At 69.0% G+C, this 17,171-nt stretch carries 18 protein-coding genes; 8 read left to right on the forward strand and 10 right to left on the reverse strand.

The features are described 5' to 3' along the window. Positions 1–60: 60 nt before the first annotated feature. Positions 61–1,188 (reverse strand): type III PLP-dependent enzyme, encoded by a 1,128-nt coding sequence (locus BLQ77_RS01155; RefSeq protein WP_089954406.1) that lies wholly within the window; start codon positions 1,186–1,188, stop codon positions 61–63. Between the two features lie 87 nt (positions 1,189–1,275). Between BLQ77_RS01155 and BLQ77_RS01160 the strand changes: the two genes are divergently transcribed. Next, the gene (locus tag BLQ77_RS01160; RefSeq protein ID WP_089954408.1) at positions 1,276–1,734 is read left to right on the forward strand and encodes an Lrp/AsnC family transcriptional regulator; all 459 of its coding nucleotides are present in this window, start codon (positions 1,276–1,278) and stop codon (positions 1,732–1,734) included. Between the two features lie 150 nt (positions 1,735–1,884). Here the strand turns inward: BLQ77_RS01160 and BLQ77_RS01165 are convergent, their stop codons facing one another. Further along, positions 1,885–3,876, reverse strand: coding sequence for a hypothetical protein (locus BLQ77_RS01165; protein ID WP_446000275.1), 1,992 nt, complete (start codon positions 3,874–3,876; stop codon positions 1,885–1,887). A 141-nt stretch (positions 3,877–4,017) separates the two neighbouring features. Between BLQ77_RS01165 and BLQ77_RS01170 the strand changes: the two genes are divergently transcribed. Next, positions 4,018–4,707 carry a thiamine diphosphokinase gene (locus BLQ77_RS01170; protein WP_040383857.1) on the forward strand — a complete coding sequence of 230 codons (690 nt, stop codon included), beginning with the start codon at positions 4,018–4,020 and terminating at the stop codon, positions 4,705–4,707. Here the strand turns inward: BLQ77_RS01170 and BLQ77_RS01175 are convergent. Further along, complete coding sequence (locus tag BLQ77_RS01175; RefSeq protein ID WP_089954411.1) at positions 4,628–5,569, reverse strand: DMT family transporter; 942 nt, start codon at positions 5,567–5,569, stop codon at positions 4,628–4,630. The two genes, BLQ77_RS01170 and BLQ77_RS01175, sit on opposite strands and share 80 nt — an antisense overlap. A 239-nt stretch (positions 5,570–5,808) precedes the next feature. Here BLQ77_RS01175 and secG point away from each other — a divergent pair, with 239 nt between their 5' ends. The 3 genes from secG to BLQ77_RS01190 all read left to right on the forward strand — a co-directional run bounded on the left by secG (position 5,809) and on the right by BLQ77_RS01190 (position 8,675). Further along, positions 5,809–6,189: a preprotein translocase subunit SecG gene (secG, locus tag BLQ77_RS01180; protein ID WP_089954414.1), complete on the forward strand. Its 381-nt coding sequence runs from the start codon at positions 5,809–5,811 to the stop codon at positions 6,187–6,189. Positions 6,190–6,360: 171 nt separating this feature from the next. Continuing rightward, positions 6,361–8,004: a CTP synthase gene (gene pyrG / locus BLQ77_RS01185; protein WP_008885452.1), complete on the forward strand. Its 1,644-nt coding sequence runs from the start codon at positions 6,361–6,363 to the stop codon at positions 8,002–8,004. A 62-nt stretch (positions 8,005–8,066) separates the two neighbouring features. After that, entirely contained in the window at positions 8,067–8,675 is a 609-nt protein-coding gene (locus BLQ77_RS01190) for a polysaccharide deacetylase family protein (RefSeq protein WP_089954418.1), read from the forward strand. Positions 8,676–8,720: 45 nt separating this feature from the next. Here the strand turns inward: BLQ77_RS01190 and BLQ77_RS01195 are convergent, their stop codons facing one another. Further along, on the reverse strand, positions 8,721–9,551 hold the full coding sequence (locus BLQ77_RS01195) for a DUF1353 domain-containing protein (protein ID WP_089954420.1): 831 nt from the start codon (positions 9,549–9,551) through the stop codon (positions 8,721–8,723). 189 nt (positions 9,552–9,740) lie between these two features. Here BLQ77_RS01195 and BLQ77_RS01200 point away from each other — a divergent pair, with 189 nt between their 5' ends. Beyond that, positions 9,741–9,926: a CTP synthetase gene (locus BLQ77_RS01200; RefSeq protein WP_089954423.1), complete on the forward strand. Its 186-nt coding sequence runs from the start codon at positions 9,741–9,743 to the stop codon at positions 9,924–9,926. Here the strand turns inward: BLQ77_RS01200 and BLQ77_RS01205 are convergent. Beyond that, entirely contained in the window at positions 9,911–10,366 is a 456-nt protein-coding gene (locus tag BLQ77_RS01205; protein ID WP_089954426.1) for a low molecular weight protein-tyrosine-phosphatase, read from the reverse strand. The genes BLQ77_RS01200 and BLQ77_RS01205 overlap by 16 nt on opposite strands. Positions 10,367–10,419: 53 nt before the next feature. On the opposite strand from BLQ77_RS01205, the gene BLQ77_RS01210 reads away from it, so the two are divergent. Then, positions 10,420–11,109 carry an NAD-dependent deacylase gene (locus BLQ77_RS01210; protein WP_089954428.1) on the forward strand — a complete coding sequence of 230 codons (690 nt, stop codon included), beginning with the start codon at positions 10,420–10,422 and terminating at the stop codon, positions 11,107–11,109. 75 nt (positions 11,110–11,184) lie between these two features. Here BLQ77_RS01210 and BLQ77_RS01215 read toward each other — a convergent pair whose 3' ends face one another. The 5 genes from BLQ77_RS01215 to meaB form a co-directional block, all read right to left on the reverse strand. Further along, entirely contained in the window at positions 11,185–11,649 is a 465-nt protein-coding gene (locus BLQ77_RS01215; RefSeq protein WP_089954431.1) for a copper chaperone PCu(A)C, read from the reverse strand. Positions 11,650–11,688: 39 nt separating this feature from the next. Then, positions 11,689–12,006 (reverse strand): hypothetical protein, encoded by a 318-nt coding sequence (locus BLQ77_RS01220; protein ID WP_089954434.1) that lies wholly within the window; start codon positions 12,004–12,006, stop codon positions 11,689–11,691. Between the two features lie 135 nt (positions 12,007–12,141). Continuing rightward, on the reverse strand, positions 12,142–12,432 hold the full coding sequence (gene rpmB, locus BLQ77_RS01225; protein WP_008884930.1) for a 50S ribosomal protein L28: 291 nt from the start codon (positions 12,430–12,432) through the stop codon (positions 12,142–12,144). A gap of 206 nt (positions 12,433–12,638) precedes the next feature. Next, positions 12,639–13,442, reverse strand: coding sequence for an alpha/beta hydrolase (locus BLQ77_RS01230; RefSeq protein ID WP_089954437.1), 804 nt, complete (start codon positions 13,440–13,442; stop codon positions 12,639–12,641). After that, positions 13,439–14,428 carry a methylmalonyl Co-A mutase-associated GTPase MeaB gene (meaB, locus tag BLQ77_RS01235; protein ID WP_008883748.1) on the reverse strand — a complete coding sequence of 330 codons (990 nt, stop codon included), beginning with the start codon at positions 14,426–14,428 and terminating at the stop codon, positions 13,439–13,441. The genes BLQ77_RS01230 and meaB overlap by 4 nt, the downstream gene beginning before the upstream one ends. 255 nt (positions 14,429–14,683) lie before the next feature. Between meaB and hrpB the strand changes: the two genes are divergently transcribed. Then, on the forward strand, positions 14,684–17,143 hold the full coding sequence (hrpB, locus tag BLQ77_RS01240) for an ATP-dependent helicase HrpB (protein ID WP_089954832.1): 2,460 nt from the start codon (positions 14,684–14,686) through the stop codon (positions 17,141–17,143). Positions 17,144–17,171: the final 28 nt, after the last annotated feature.

Genomic DNA, 17,171 nt, shown 5'->3' on the forward strand with positions numbered 1-17,171 from the left:
TCCTGTGCGCGGGACTGTAAGGAGCATGCTGGCGGTGTCCAGCGCCGCCAGCGGGAATTCTCAGCAGGCAGTGGTCATGCGGATGATCCTGCGCGCTCCGTAGCCGTTGAAGCCCGTGACCAGCGCACGCGAATAGGCGCCCATGCCCTCGAAGACGATGAAGTCGTCCTCGCGGATGCCCTCGGGCAGCGCCACCGGATCGGGCAGCCGGTCGAGGCTGTCGCAGGTCGGGCCGAAGACGATGCGTCCGCGGAAGGCCCCGCCGCGCGGCAGGCCCTCGGGCGTCACCACCCGCAGCCGGCCCATCGGTCCGAGATCGCGCCATTCCGCCATGCCGCCGTAGATGCCGTCGTTGAGGAACACCGCTGCGTCCTCGACCGCCTTGACCCGCAGCGCCAGCAAGAAGGCCTCGGCGCAAAGCCCGCGCCCCGGCTCGCAGACCAGCCGTGGCGGCACGTCGAAGGCGGCGCGGGTGGTCTCGGCGATGGTGCGGAAGATGGCGTCGAGGTCGGGATGCCCCTCGCCCCGGTCCGACGGGAAGCCGCCGCCCACGTTCAGCCGGTGCAGCGTGACGCCGGCGGCGCGGGCGATTTCCGCCGCCGCCTGAATATAGCGCGCCCAGGGCTCGGGGGTGCGGCACTGGGTGCCCGGGTGGAAGGTCAGCGAGGGCACGAAGCCCATCTCGACCACCCGCTCCAGCAACTCCTGCGCCAGCCGCGGCTCGGCGCCGAACTTGGCCCCGAAATCATAGGCAGCACCGGTCACCGGCAGCTTCAGCCGCACCGCGATCTCGGTGCCCTTCGGCAGGCGCGACAGCTTCTCGAGCTCGCGCATCCGGTCCACCGACCAGGACACGCAGCCATGCGCCAGACCGGCGTCGATCTCGGCCTCCGAGCGGACCGGGTTGTGATAGTGCAGCACCGCGTCGGGACAATGCGCCCGCACCAGCGCCATCTCTGCGGGCGAGGCGACGTCGAAGGCGCGGATGCCCGCGGCAACAAGCCCGTCGAGCATCTCGGGCGCCGGGTTGGCCTTGACCGCGTAGGTCACCAGACCGGGGAACCCCCTGCGGAACCGCTCGGTCACCTGCGCCAGCCGGACCGGGCAGAAGAAGAACACCGGATCGTCCGGCCGCCTGCGGGACAACCATGCCTCGGGCGAGGGTAGCAGGGTCTGCTCGATCCCCATATGTCGATACCTCCTGTTTGCGCTCCCCCAAGTATGGGCCGCTTTTCGCTCGCTTTCGCCCGGCGGATCGGTCAATCTGAGGGGCACATGAAACAGATCAACGACATAACCTCACAGATCGACGAGACCGATCGGGCGCTCGTGGCGCTGCTGTCTGCCAATGCGCGCATGCCCGTGGCCGATCTTGCGCGGCGGCTGGGGCTTGCCCGCACCACGGTGCAGGCGCGGATCGAGCGGCTGGTGCTGCGCGGTGCCATCGCGGGCTTCACCATCCGCCGCGGCGCCGCCCTGCAGGAGGCGATCCGCGCCACGGTACTGGTTTGCATCGAGCCTCGCGCGCAGGCGGACGTGCTGTCGCGGCTGAAGCTGATGCCCACGGTCGAATCGGTGCACACGACCTCGGGGCGGGTCGATCTGATGGTGGTGGTCTGCGCCAGCTCGACCGCCGAGCTGGACGCGGCGCTCGACCGGATCGCCGAGGCGCGGGGCGTGAAGAGCTCCGAGAGCCTCATCCACCTGACGACCAAGCTCGACCGCCGGGCCTGATCGCTGTTCGGAGCGATCACGCCCTTGCCGGTTGTCCGATCGAACCCCAACCGACACCTCTGTCACGACGCACAACCCGACCCGTAGTTATGACGAAAGAAAAACGGCGGGCGCCTGCGCACCCGCCGTGCTGTCGGTCTGGTGAGGCCGTCAGCCCGCGGCGCGGGCGTCGGGCTTGAAGCTGATCCGTTCCGAAGCGGTGAAGCGGCCGCCGCGGGTCTTCTCGATCTTGCCCTCGCGGAGGAGCTGGCCAAAGGTCCGAAGCCGGTCTTCGCGGCTCGACTCGGTCAGCTCTGCCTGGCGGACCTTCGTCATCAGCTGCGGGCGCGAGAACTGCTCGCGGCGCTCGACGAAAGACATGTAGGCAGCCGCCGCCTCGAGCAGCTCGGAGAGGTCTGTCGCGCCGACGTTCTCGGCATAGGTCGCGAAGCCGCTGTCGACATCGTCGTCCTGCAGGCTGTCATCCTCGAAGTCCGAGAGCTTGACGCGGCGCGGCACTGGTGCGGCCGCACTGCTGTCGACGCGCTGCTCGGCCACCAGCTTGAGCGGCGCCGGGCGGCCTTGATCCGCCGGACGCTCGGTGTGGCTTGCGGGTGCGTCGGGACGGCGGGGGCGTACCACGTCGGCAAGATCCTCACGGTAGGGCTGCATGCCCTCGGCGGCGTCCTTCTTGCGGCCCAGCAGCTTGTCGGCGCGGGTGGCGGCGACGGCGGCGCGCAGATGCGCGATGGCGCTGCGGCGGCGGTTGCCCTCGGGCTCGCGCATCTGGGTGTTGGTCTCGTCGAGGATGCGCGAGGCGTCGGTGTCGCCCACTCTGTTCTCGGTGAGCATGACCCGGCCCGGGCTCGCGAGCTTGACCGCCTTGCGCACGCCCTCGTCGGTGAGGCGCTCGGCGTCGGCCACGGCGGCGGCGATCACCGCTGCCCCATGCGCGTCGACGGCATCGTCATCTTCGTCCTCGTAGAACTCGTCGAACTCGTCTTCGAAGGCCTCCGAGAACTCCTCGTCGTCCCACTCGGCCTCGGCGGCCTCGCTGCGGGCGGCCGGCTCGGGCTGCACCTCGTCGTCATCGTCCCAGGCGGCGTCGAAGTCGGCTTCGAGCTCGGCCCGCACGGCGGCAAGCTCGCGGGCGAGGTCATCCTCGTCCTCGGCGCTGAGGCTGCTCACGGTGTCGGCGCCGCTTTGGCCCGGCACTTCCTCGAGCACGCCGGCGGCGACGGCAGTGTCGAAGCTCGCGCGCTTGACCTTGACCACGCGGGCGCGGCGCAGGGGCGGCGCGGCTTCGGGCGCGACCGGCTTCACGGGCTCTGGCGCGACGAGCGTCTCGTCCTCGTCGAAGCTGTCGCCGAAATCCATGCCCGCGAGCGTGTCCGCGAAAAGGCGATCATCGGAGTCCGAGATCGCCTCGGGCAGCTCCTCGACCACCGGAGCCAGAGACCCGAGCATCGCGGAAACCGCGCCGGTGTCCTCGTCCTCGGTGAACTCGTCCTCGCCACCGGCGTCGGTCGACACGGCGGAAGTGGGGCGCGACGCCCCCTCGGCGACAACGGCCCTGATGCGGCGCAGCTTGGCAGCAACGCTCTCGGGGTCGTTCAGCGGAGCGGAGGGCGCAGCCGTCGCGGCGACCACCGGCCCTGCGAGTGTGAAGCTGCCCTCGGCGGCAGGCGCATCCTGTGCGGCCACGACCGGCGCCTCGGCGGCCTTGGAGGTGTGCTCTTCGACGACCGCGACCGGCTCTGTTGTGACGGCGGTCTGGACGACCTCGACCTCATCGGCCCCGGCGTTCGTCGCGACGGCCTCTTCCGCCACCTCGGCCGGCGCTTCCCCATGCGCGGGGCACGCGGCGGCCGGGCGGGCGGCGAGGGCCGCGCCCATGGCTCCGACCGAGGCGCCGTTGCCGCCGTACGGGTTGCGCAGAGTCAGATGCCCCTCCCCCGCTTCGGAGGCCAGCTGCGCCGTGAGAAGTTCGGCGGCGAGCTCCGGGTCGAACCGGGGCGGCTCGGCTCCGAAGAAGCGGTCCTCGTGCACCACGCCGCGGAAGAAATGCGTGGTGTCCTTGACCACGCCGAGCGGATCATCGAACCCCTCCGCCGTGCAGGAGAAGGTGCCGTAGGAGACCGTCAGGATTTTGCTCGAACTCACCATGTGCTGCTCACTTTCGATCGGACTTCAACCGAGTATGTACCATGTTTACCAAGACCAAAGCCGATCAAATCTTAGGTAAACACAGTATCATTTCATGTTCGGATTGTGTCCTGTTTCGCGAAAAGCCATTAATTCGCCATGAATGACGGTCTCGTTTCCCATCCCGGCCCTGTTCTCCTCGTCGGAGGCGGCAAAAGCGACCCAGATCAGCTTCGGGAGCTGCTCGACACCTGCGCCCTGCGGGTGGCGGCCGATGGCGGTGCCGAAACGCTGCTTGCGCTCGGCGTCATGCCGGATGCGGTGATCGGGGACCTGGATTCCCTCACCGACGTGTCGCGCGCCCGCATCCCGGCGGAGCGCGTGCATCACATACCCGAGCAGAACAGCACCGATTTCGACAAGTGCCTGAGCAACATCACCGCGCCGCTGGTCTACGGGACGGGCTTCCTCGGGCCGCGGGTCGATCACCAGCTTGCCGGGCTCACGGTGCTGGCGAACCGGCCCGACCGGCGCTGCATCCTGCTGGGCGAGGAAGACGTCATCGCGCTGGCGCCGCCCGAGATCGAGCTCTCACTGCCTGTGGCGACGCGGCTGTCTCTCTATCCTCTGGCGGCCATGCGGGGCGAAAGCGAGGGGCTGCGCTGGCCGCTCGACGGCATCGAGTTTGCGCCCGCCCGGCGCGTGGGAACGTCGAACGAGACCAGCGAGACGCGGGTCCGCCTGCGCTTCGACGCGCCGGCGATGCTGATCATTCTGCCGGTGGAGTCGACACCTGCGCTGTCGCGAGGGCTGCTTTCTGCGCCCGCGACGTGGCCCGCTCACGCATGAGGATATAGAGCCCTGCCGCGATGGTGACGCAGATGCCCACCGTCGCGAGGGGATTCGGGAGGTCACCGAAGATCATGAAGCCGAGCGCGGTCGCGACCGGTATCTCGAGATACTGCATCGGCGCCAGCGTCGCGCCCGGAGCGTAGCGCAGCGACCAGGTCATCAGCAGATGCGCCAGCGTGCCGAGCAGGCCGATGGTGAGCAGCAGGCCCCAGGTCGAGGGGTCGAGGGAATCGCCGGCGAGGTTGGTCAGCCGTTGGCCCGGAAGCAACAGCAGCATGACCCCGATGACCAGCACCGCGATGCTGCCCGAGATCGCCTGAAGCGAAACCGCGTCGATGTCGCGCGAGATCTGCCGGGTGGTGAGCATGAAGAGCGAGAAATTCAGCGCCACGCCGAGCGGCAGCAGCGCCGGCCAGCCGACGTTCTGGAAGGCGGGCTGAACGACCAAGAGCGTGCCGATGAACCCGACGGCGCAGGCGATCATCCGGCGCCAGCCGACCTCTTCCCCCAGCACGTAATGGCCGAGCAGAAGCATAAGAAACGGCATGATAAAGGCGATGGCCACCGCATCGGCCAGCGGCAGGTAGAGCAGCGCGGTGAACATCATGCCGATCCCGAGGATGTGCATGAGCGTGCGCAGCAGGATGATCCAGAACACCTTGGACCGCACGCGGAAGCTGCGGCCCGTGAGGACCATGATGGGGATCAGGACAAGCGCCTGCACCCCGAAACGGACAAGCACGAGTTCCGCCAACGGGACCTTCCCTCCGAGGAGTTTCGCAACCGCATCGGCAAGCGGCGCAACGATGCAAAAACCAAGCATCAACGTGATGCCGAGAAGGGGCTTGTCATGTTTCATGAGGCGAGCGTAGCCGCGGCCGCACAACCGGGCAAGACACTACTTTTGTTATTTTTGGAATATATTATTGCAACCCATACGTGCGTCCGCGCCCTTCCCCTGCGTGACGCACACGCCGCTTACCGGCCGTCCCGAGGCCGCGCCGCGCGACGCCGGGGCACCGGCATCCATTGCCGGGTTGCGCCGCTGCGCCGCTTCCCCTACATAGCCCGCCAGAACCGCAGGATCCGGAACTCTCCATGCAGAACGTCATTCTCATCGTTCATCTTCTCCTCGCGCTCTCGCTGATCGGGGTCGTGCTGCTGCAGCGCTCCGAAGGGGGCGGGCTCGGCATGGGTGGTGGCGGTGGCGCGATGAGCCAGCGCGCAGCGGCTACCGCGCTCGGAAAGATCACCTGGATTCTTGCCATCTGCTTCATCGCCACGTCGCTCACGCTGACGATCCTGGCGGCGCAGGATGCCTCGGGCGTCTCCGTCATGGACCGCCTCACCGGCGGCGCGCCCGCGGCCGAAGAGCCCAGCACGCCCGGCGAAATCGACACCGATTCCCTGCTTCCGCCGCCCTCCGCGAGCGGCCGCGAGACCTCGCCGGACGCACCGCTCGTGCCTCGCGCCGACTGAGGCACGCACGCAACACCATAGCTTGAGGGCCGCGCCCGAAGCCGCAACAGCATCTTGCGGTCGTCTGGACTTGTTTGCGCGAATCTCTTATAGATGGACTCCCGTGATGCTGCGGTCCTGACGGGCCGTGGGTGTTCTGAAATTGAGACAAATTCACGGGGTCGCGCCACCATGGCACGTTTCATCTTCATCACCGGCGGTGTGGTTTCTTCGCTCGGCAAGGGTCTGGCCTCTGCCGCACTCGGTGCCTTGTTGCAGGCACGCGGCTTTTCGGTCCGGCTTCGCAAGCTTGACCCCTACCTGAACGTCGATCCGGGCACGATGTCGCCCTTCGAGCACGGCGAGGTCTTCGTGACCGACGACGGTGCCGAGACCGACCTCGACCTCGGACACTACGAGCGCTTCACGGGCGTCGCGGCCCGCAGGACCGATTCCATCTCGTCGGGCCGGATCTACATGAACGTGCTCGAAAAGGAGCGCCGCGGCGACTACCTCGGCAAGACCATCCAGGTCATTCCGCACGTCACCAACGAGATCAAGGATTTCATCTCGATCGGCGAGGATGAGGTCGACTTCATGCTCTGCGAGATCGGCGGCACCGTCGGCGACATCGAGGGCCTGCCCTTCTTCGAGGCGATCCGCCAGTTCGCGCAGGACAAGCCGCGCGGCCAGTGCATCTTCATGCACCTGACGCTGCTGCCCTACATCAAGGCCTCTGGCGAGCTGAAGACCAAGCCGACCCAGCACTCGGTGAAGGAGCTGCGCTCCATCGGTCTCGCGCCCGACATCCTCGTGTGCCGCTCGGAAGGCCCGATCCCGCAGAAGGAACGCGAGAAGCTCGCGCTGTTCTGCAACGTGCGCCCGGACAGCGTAATCGCTGCGCAGGACCTTACGTCGATCTACGATGCGCCGCTGGCCTATCACCGCGAGGGGCTCGACCAGGCGGTTCTGGACGCCTTCCAGATCACCCCGGCCCCGCGTCCCACGCTCGACAAGTGGGAAGACGTGTCCGAGCGCATCCACAACCCCGAGGGCGAGGTCAACGTCGCCATCGTCGGCAAGTACACGCAGCTCGAGGACGCCTACAAATCCATCGCCGAGGCGCTGACCCATGGCGGCATCGCCAACCGGGTGAAGGTCAAGCTGAACTGGGTCGACGCAGAGCTCTTCGAGCGCGAGGACCCGGCCCCCTACCTCGAGAACTACGACGCGATCCTCGTGCCCGGTGGCTTCGGCGAGCGCGGCACCGAGGGCAAGATCAAGGCCGCCAAGTTCGCGCGCGAGCACAAGGTGCCCTATCTCGGCATCTGCCTCGGCATGCAGATGGCCGTCATCGAGGCCGCCCGCAACGTCGCGGGCGTCAAGAAGGCCGGCTCCGAGGAGTTCGACCACGAGAAGGGCGAGAAGCGCTTCGAGCCGGTGGTCTACCACCTCAAGGAGTGGGTGCAGGGCAACCAGCGGGTCAACCGCTCGGTCGCCGACGACAAGGGCGGCACCATGCGCCTCGGCGCCTATGACGCGGTGCTGACCGAGGGCTCGAAGGTGGCGAACGTCTACGGCACCACCACCATCGACGAGCGCCACCGTCACCGCTACGAGGTCGACATCAAGTACCGCGATGCGCTCGAGAAGGGCGGGCTCTGCTTCTCCGGCATGTCGCCCGATGGCCGCCTGCCCGAGATCATCGAGTGGCCCGACCACCCGTGGTTCATCGGCGTGCAGTTCCACCCCGAGCTGAAGTCCAAACCCTTCGACCCGCACCCGCTGTTCAAGGACTTCGTCCGCGCAGCGAAAGAGGTCAGCCGGCTCGTGTAATTGGTGAGGGGCTGTAGATGTGATACACATCCGGTTGTGCGATCTGGCAACCGGAGTGTCACATGCCCCAGCCCCCGGTCACGAAACCTGTCTACCGTGCCGCCGGCGGCCGCACGGTGTGGGTCACGCTCGACGACGGTCCGCATCCCAGCCGCACCTCGCAGATCCTGTCGGCGCTTGGGCGCCACGGGGTCAAGGCGGTGTTCTTCGTGGTCGGCACCAACGCCAAGGCACAGCCGTCGCTGCTGCGTGACATCTCGGGCGCCGGTCACCTGATCGGCAACCACACCTGGGACCACCCCGATCTCTCCAGGCTCTCGGCCTCGGCGGTCCGTGACCAACTCGAGCGCACCCGTGACGTGATCGCCCAGTACCCGGGCGGCACGACGCTGTTCCGCCCGCCCTACGGCGCCCATAACGCCACGGTCGACAAGGTGGTGTCGCAGCTCGGCTACCGCTCGATCCTGTGGTCGGTGGACACGCTGGACTGGAACAAGTCCTACAAGCCCGACAAGTGGATCCAGCACGGGCTCGACCAGATCCGCAACCGGACCTCGAGCCTCGTGCTGGCGCATGACATCCAGAAGACCACGGCGGCGCATTTCGACGCCTTCCTGTCACGCATATCAGCGCTGTCGAAGACCGCCTTCGGAGCGCCGCAGGACATCTGACGCCGGACCGGCCGGAACGCGGCAAGCGCCCCGGCCGGCACCATGTCAGCGCGGTTCGAAGATCTCCGGCAGGTCGGTCTGGTCGGGCACCTCCGGCTCGCCCTCGACCTCGCCCTCGGGCTCGTAATCGATCTCGATGTCCTGTTCCGACCGGCCCTCGCCGCCGCCCTGCCGCTCGTTGTCGGGGTTCAGGCTGGGGAAGATGTTGGGATACTGCCGGATGATCCGCTTCTCGAGCCGCTCGAGGTAGAGGATCAGCTCCGAGAGCGTCGGATCGTTCTTCTCGACATAGGACTTGGCGTCGCGCATCGCTTGCTGCATCGCCGGCGGCGGCACGGCGGCCATGCTATAGTAGTAGTTCCAGCGCGGTCCGCCGAGCCAGACCGCCGCGAACATGACCTGCGCTCGCGGCTTGGCGGTGCCACCGGCGACCAGCGCGTCGTAGAACATGCGGTGCACATCCTGCCAGCGGCCGTTGTGGTACATCGCCCCGCCCTCGTTCCCGACGCCGCAATAGGCGTCGTGCACGGCGCCTGCGTTGACGTATTCCGGGGCGGTGGGATTGCCGACGATGGACACGAAGATCGCGGGGATCGAGGCGCCATCGGTGAGCGTGCCCGACGGTGCCAGCCATTCCCGGTTCTGCGCGTCCCGAAAGTGCAGCGTCTCCACCACCGGGTAGAAGGTGTAGGGCCGCTTTGGCAGGGTTACTGGTCGCGACCGGTCGACCTTCAGCGGGCTGTTTTCGTAGGAGCAGGTGGGCCGCGTCGTGCAATTCACATCCGAGAGCGTCCGGACCTCGTTCACGTCCTGCATGGTGGGGGTGCAGGCCGTGAGCGCCAGCAATAGCCCGGCAGCCATCTTGTATCTGGTCATGTCAATTCCTGAGGTTCTAAAAAACGGGTCGCGCAATCATGGGGAGAGAATTGCGACAGGCGCCAATTGACCCCGAACCGGCCCGGAAGTCAATTTCCCATGTCAGGCCGTGCGATTGACCCATGTCAAGAAACACATTCCATACCAGTGATATGGAAAAGTTGCGAACGCCCCTTCGGAGAGACCGACATGCTCAGACTTGCAGGCATTCTCTACTCGATGATCGCCACAACCCTTGCGGGCAGCCTCGTGGTCGCGACCCTCGTCACCGGCTACGACACGCTGGCGCCGATCCTGATCGCGGCCGCCGCCGGCGCGCTCGCGGCATTGCCCGTCACGTGGCTCGTGACGCGGGCGATCTATTCGGAGAGCTGATCCAGCAGGCCACGCGCCGCGGTCTCGATCAGGTCGAGCGCCCCGTCGAAATCGCGGGTGTAGTAGGGGTCGGGCACTTCGGTCGCGCCAGTCGTCGGCGCGTAGTCGGTGAAGAGCCGCAGCGTGGCGCGGCCAGCCTCCGGCTGCATCCGTCGCAGATGCGCGAAGTTCTTGTCGTCCATGGCGAGGATCAGGTCGTAGCGCTCGAAATCCGCGCGCTGCACCTGCCGGGCCCGGAGCGGCGACAGGTCGTAGCCGCGCGCCTTCGCCGCCTCCTGCATCGGCCCATAGGGCGGCTCTCCCACGTGCCAGTCACCGGTCCCGGCGCTGTCGATCTCCAGCGCCACGCCGCGCGCCTCGGCCATACGTCGCAGCACGCCCTCGGCCGAGGGCGAGCGGCAGATATTGCCGAGACAGACGAAGAGGATACTCTGGGCCATCGGGGCACCTCCTTTTGCCCCGAGCCTAGCCTCTGAGAGAAGAAGGGAAAAGCATGGCCGGAAAGATCGTGGTCCTCACCGGTGCGGGGATCTCTGCCGAAAGCGGGCTGGGCACCTTCCGCGACGAGGGCGGGCTCTGGGCGAAGCACCGCATCGAGGACGTGGCCACGCCCGAGGGCTTCGCCCGCGATCCCGCGCTCGTCCACCGCTTCTACAACGCCCGGCGGATCCAGGCGGCGGAGGCCCTGCCCAACGCCGCCCACGAGGCGCTGGCGCGGCTGCAGCGCGACTGGCCCGGCGAGGTGGTCATCGTGACCCAGAACGTCGACGGCCTGCACGAGAAGGCCGGCGCCACGGCGATCCACATGCACGGCGAGCTGTCCTCGGCGCTCTGCTACCGCTGCGGCCACCGCTGGCCCTCTCCGCCCGAGATGGCCCCGGGCGAGCCTTGCCCCGCCTGTCACGCCCGCGCCGGGCGGCCCGACATCGTCTGGTTCGGAGAGATGCCCTACCACATGGACGAGATCGCCGACCACCTTCAGACCTGCGATTTATTCGCCTCGATCGGCACCTCGGGGCAGGTCTACCCGGCGGCGGGTTTCGTGCAAGAGGCGGCCTATGCCGGCGCCCGCACCATCGAGCTCAACCTCGCGGACAGCGAGATCAGCCGTGCCTTCGAGGATCACCGCGTCGGCCCCGCCAGCCGCGTCGTGCCGCAGTGGGTGGCCGAGCTTCTGGCCTGACGCCCTCCCCCGTCAGCAATGCAGAGGCCGCGCGCGGATCCCCGCACGCGGCCCCTCGTCCGGCTGTGAGCCGACTCAGTTGCTCATGGCGCCGTGGCTGCCGTGCTCGGGCTTGCGCTCGAGATCGACGGGGATCTCGACCTCGACGTCGCCGGCCTTCTCGAAGCTCAGCGTCACCGCGACCGTGCTGCCCTGCTCGAAGGGCGCGGTGAGCCCCATGAACATGACGTGGTCGCCGCCGCGCTGCAGCGTGTGCTCGCCCTGCGCGGGGATCACGAAGCCCTCCTCGACGTGGACCATCTTCATGACGCCGTTGCCGTCGTCCTTGTGGGTGTGCAGCTCGACCTTGGCCGCCGCATCCGAGGTGGCCGACACCAGGCGGTCGTCCTCGTCGCCGCTGTTGGCGATCACCATGAAGGCGGCACCGGTCTTGGCGCCGGGCATGGCGCTGCGGGCATAGGCCTCCTGCACCGTGATGTCGGCAAGCGCAGGCATGGCAAGGGCCAGCGACGCGGCGCCGGCGAGAATCAGGGATTTCATGTTGTCGTTCCTTTGTTCGATCTGGTTGTCCGGATGGGGTCAGATCGACGTCGGCGGCCCCCGCGCCTGCGGTGCCGGGCTGCGCTGCCCCTCGGTCCGCAGCGCCACGGCAACGGGCACGACGGGCACCCAGCGCTCGGCCCGAGCGGCGGGCTCCCAGCCGGAATCGAGGCCGGAGAACAGCGTCAGAAGCCCGTCGGGACAGACATGCACCTGGCTCACCGGCTGGCCGTTCTCGTCCACCAGCACCGTGACCAGCCCGAGGCCCGAGCAGATCACCAGCTGCCCCGCGGGCGCGGGCTGGGCGCGCGCCACGGCCATCTGGTAGCCGGTCAGGGCCAGCACCAGGGCAAACAAAAATGCGGTCAGAGGATATCTTTTCCGGGGCATCAGCCAAGAATTAGGCAGATCATCCCGTAATGTCACGTGACAAAAGGAAACAGCCCCGGCGCGAACGGCGCCGAGGCTGTTGATAACTCTGTGGAGAGCGAATCAGGCCTTGGCGGCCTGTGCCTTCGCGATCTCTTTCTTGAGCTTCAGAGCGTTGGTGCTGAGCTCGGTGTCCTTGGCCTTGGCCAGGAACTTGTCGAGACCACCGCGGTGATCCACCGAACGAAGAGCCGACGCGGAGATGCGCAGCTTGACGCCGCGGCCGAGGGTCTCGGACTGCAGCGTCACATCGTTCAGGTTCGGCAGGAAACGCCGCTTGGTCTTGTTGTTGGCGTGGCTCACGTTATGACCCGTCATCGGGCCTTTGCCGGTCAGTTCGCATACGCGCGACATGGGTCCATCCTCATTGTCTCGGGGCGGGAAACCGACTGGCTGGCAGCGCGGGCCGATCATTCCGCCAATATCAAAGGGCGCCACAGTGGCGCCCGGAATCTGGTCGGGCTTCTCTAGCTCCAAGCCCAAACCGCGTCAACCCTTTCGTCGAAAGCCCTTGCGGCAACGACTTCGGGGACATCCGGGCCGCCCTCATGGCATCGGGCTCAGCCCTTGTCCACCACCGGAATCACCTCTCCTGCCCACGCGGCGAAGCGCCCGGCCAGCGCCTCGCGCCCGTGCCGCGCCGCGACCCGGCCCATGTGCAGGTGATAGCTCGGCGACACCCGCCGCGCGGCCCTGTGCAACGCGATCAGCGCCTCCGGCCGGGCCTCGCCCTGCGCCAGCGCCGCCTGCATCGCGGGAAAGGCCCCGCCCTGCCGCAGCACCCGGGTCGGCGGGTGGCCTCCGCCCGCCAGCCGGCAGATTCGCAACCCCGGGAAAAACGCCTGCGCCATCCGCGCATGGGCGAGGTCGTTGGCGACGAACGGATCGCACAGCACCACGCCCCGCAGCCCGCGCGCCCCGTGCGTGGCGAGATCCCCGAGCGCCGGGTCGAAGTTCCGCGCCTCCGCGCGGTAGCGCAGGTCGAAGGGCACCACCTTGGGGGCAATCGACACCTGCGGCGCCACCGCGATCACCTGCGACATCCGCAGCGCTCCGGAGAATCGCAACGCCCCGTAGCCGCCCATCGAGAAGCCCATCGACACCACCCGGCGGAATCGCCCCGCGAGCGCCCGCAACGCCGCCTCCAGCGCCACGGTCTCGGCATTGACGAACCAGTCGTTCCACAGGCTCTGGATGTGAAGATGCGCATAGCCCCGCGCGGTGAAGGCCCGGACCGGCCGCGCCAGCTCGAAACTGCCGGGCACGCCCACCCGTTGCCGGAAGCTCACGAAGAGCCGCTTGCGGTCCGGCCTGAACAGGTCCGCGCGCAGCAGGGCCCCGTCGAAGAGCCGCTCGCCCCTCATGCCGGGGCGGATTCTCCCAGGTAGGTCTCGAGCAGGTCCTCGGCCGCCACCGCGGCGCTGATCTCGCCCGCCTCGACCTGCTGTGCGAGCGCCGCCATGGCCCCCTTCACCGGTTCCCGCCGCAGCCGCGCCAGCAGCCCCTCGCGCACCTCCGCCTCGAACCAGAACCGCGCCTGTTCGGCCCGGCGGCCGGCGAAATGCCCGGTCTCGCGGCGCCACTCGGCCAGCGCCGTCATCTCGTCCCAGGCCCGGTCGAGCCCGTGTTCCTCGACCGCCGAGACGGTAAGCGCCTTGGGGTAGCCCTCCGGATCCTGCGGACGCTTGCGCAGCAGCCGCAGGGCGCCGGCGTAATCCGCGCAGGTGCGGGTGGCGGTGCTCTTGAGCTCGCCGTCGGCCTTGTTCACGAGGATGATGTCCGCCGTCTCCATGATGCCGCGCTTCACCCCCTGCAGCTCGTCGCCCCCGGCGGGCGCCAGCAGCAGCAGGAACAGGTCCGACATCTCCGCCACCACGGTCTCGGACTGGCCCACGCCCACGGTCTCGATGAGGATGACGTCGAAGCCCGCCGCCTCGCAAAGATCGATCGCCTCGCGGGTGCGCCGCGCCACCCCGCCCAGGTGCGACTGCGACGGTGAGGGCCGGATGAAGGCGCCCGGATCGCGGCTCAGCCGCTCCATGCGGGTCTTGTCTCCAAGGATCGACCCGCCCGACCGCGCCGAGCTCGGATCCACTGCCAGCACCGCGACCTTCAGCCCCTGCGCGGTCAGCATCATCCCAAAAGCCTCGATGAAGGTCGACTTGCCGACCCCCGGCGTGCCCGAGAGCCCGACCCGCAGCGCCTCGCGCCCCTGTCCGCGCAGTCCCTCGATCAGTTCGCGCGCCTGCGCCCGGTGATCCGCCCGCCCGCTCTCCACCAGCGTGATCGCCCGCGCCAGCGCGCGCCGCTCACCCTTCAGGATGCGTTCCGACAGATCCGCGATGTCCATACCGTCTCTCCACCCGTTGACGCCCCCGAATTGACCCGCAGCGCCCCCCGATGTCCACCCCGTTTCCGGGACCGCGCCGCGCCCGCCCTTCATCTTGCCGGGTAAACTCCGGGGGTGAGGCCGCAGGCCGAGGGGGCAGCGCCCCCTTTCACCCCCGCCACCGGCACCACGCCCCTCCCGACCCACCACACCGACCAGACCACCGACAAAGCCACCCCTCTCGACGCCACGCCCGCCATCGCGCATAACCCCGCCATGACCCGCCTGCCCATCGACGACGCCCTGCCTTCGCTCATCGCCGCGCTTCGTACGCGGGGCCGTGCCGTGCTGCAGGCGCCGCCGGGCGCCGGCAAGACCACGCGGGTGCCGCTTGCGATGCTCGACGCAGGGCTCACCACCGACAGGATCGTCATGCTCGAACCCCGACGCCTCGCCGCACGGGCGGCGGCGCAGCGCATGGCAGAGACGCTGGGCGAGGCCCCGGGCGAGACCGTCGGCTACCGCATCCGCGGCGAGGCCAAGGTCTCGGACGCAACCCGGATCGAGGTGGTGACCGAGGGCATCCTCACCCGCATGATCCAGTCCGACCCGGCGCTCACCGGCGTCGGCGCGGTGGTCTTCGACGAATTCCACGAACGCTCGCTCAACGCCGATCTCGGCCTCGCCCTCTGCCTCGAGATCGCCGGCGCCCTGCGCGACGACCTGCTGCTGCTGGCGATGTCCGCCACCCTCGACGCGGAGCCCGTGGCCGAGCTGATGGACGCGCCCATCGTCACCTCCGAGGGACGCGCCTTCCCGGTCGAGACCCGCTGGCTCGACGCCACGCTGCCGAAACAGCGCCGCTTCGAGGAGGCGATGGCCGATCTCGTCGCCCGCGCCGCCTCCGAGACCGAGGGCGGCATCCTCGCCTTCCTGCCCGGCGAGGGCGAGATCCGCCGCACCGAGGCGCTGCTCCGCAAGCGCCTGCCGCCGCAGGTGCGCGTCCACACCCTCTTCGGCGCCATGGAGTTCGCCGCGCAACGCGCCGCGATCCGCCCCGAGACCGAGCGCGGGGTGCGCAAGCTGGTGCTCGCCACCTCCATCGCCGAGACCTCGCTCACCATCGAGGACATCCGCGTGGTGGTCGACGGCGGCCGCGCCCGGCGCGCCCGCTTCGACCCGGGCTCCGGCATGTCCCGGCTGGTGACCGAGCGGGTCACCCGCGCCGAGGCCACTCAGCGCGCCGGTCGGGCCGGACGGGTCGCCCCGGGCACCGCCTACCGGCTGTGGACCAAGGGCGAGGAAGGCGCGATGCTGCCCTACCCGCCCGCCGAGATCGAAAGCGCCGACCTCGCCGGGCTGGCACTGGAGCTGGCGCTCTGGGGTGCACAGCCCTCGGAGCTGCCCTTCCTCAGCGCTCCGGGCGCGGGCGCGCTGGCCGAGGCGCAGGCGCTGCTCACCATGCTGGGCGCGCTCGACGAAACCGGACGGATCACCGAGCATGGCAAGATCCTCGCCAGGCTGCCGCTGCATCCGCGTCTGGGCCACATGCTGACGCTGGCGGGACCGCGCGCCGCGGATCTCGCCGCACTGCTGGCGGATCGCGACCCGCTGGTTGGGGCGCCCACGGATCTTGCGCTGCGGCTCGAGGCGATGACCGACCTGCGCCGCTTTGCCGAGAGCCGCCCGCACCAGGTCAACCGCGCCGCGCTCGAGCGCATCCGAACCGAGGCCAGACGCCTGCGCCGGCAGGCCCCGCGCGACGCCGGCCGCGGCTACGGGGACCTCGGACCCGCCGCCATGGCGGCGCTGGCCTACCCCGACCGCATCGGTCTGCGCCGCAAGGGCGACGCGCCGCGCTTCCAGCTCTCGGGCGGCAAGGGCGCGGTGCTCGAGCCGTCGGACCCGCTCGCCTCGGCCCGGCTGATCGTGGTGACCGACACCGACGGCGACCCGCGCGAGGCCCGCATCCGGCAGGCGGTCCAGATCACCGAGAGTGAGCTGCGCGACCTCTTCCCCGAGACGATCCGCTGGCAGGACAGCTGCCACTGGTCCAAACGCGACCGCCGCGTCGTGGCGCGACAGCAGGAAAGGCTCGGCGCCATCGCGCTCGACGACCGCGCGTGGAAGGATGCCCCGTCCGAGGCCATGGCCCGCGCCATGCTCGAAGGCGTGCGCGAGCTCGGCCTGTCCCTGACCGACGCCGCGCGGCGCTTCTGCGCCCGGGCCGAGATCGGGCGCGAGGGCGGGCTCGACCTGCCCGACATGCGCGAGCCCGCGCTGCTCGAGACGCTCGAGGACTGGCTGCTGCCCTATATCGAGGGCGTGAGGAGTGCCGAGGGCTGGAAGCGCTTCGATCCGCTGCCCGCGCTGCGCGCGCGTCTTGACTGGGCGCAGCAGCAGGCGCTCGATGCAGCGGTGCCGGGCAAGTTCACCACCCCGCTCGGGCGCGAGATCGCCATCGACTATTCCGGAGAGCACCCGGAGATCGCGCTGCGCCTGCAGGAGATGTTCGGCCAGCGCACCCATCCGATGGTGGGGCGCAGGCCGCTGCGGGTCACGCTGCTCTCGCCCGCCCGGCGCCCGGTGCAGACCACCATGGACCTGCCCGGTTTCTGGGAGGGCTCCTACGCCGACGTGCGCAAGGACATGAAAGTGCAGTACCCGCGCCACCCCTGGCCCGAGGACCCGCGCGAAGCGGACCCGACCCTGCGCGCCAAGCCCCGGGGGCAGTGAGGGGCGCTGCCCCTCTGCGGCTTTCGCC

The organism is Salipiger thiooxidans (assembly GCF_900102075.1).
GTDB lineage: Bacteria > Pseudomonadota > Alphaproteobacteria > Rhodobacterales > Rhodobacteraceae > Salipiger > Salipiger thiooxidans.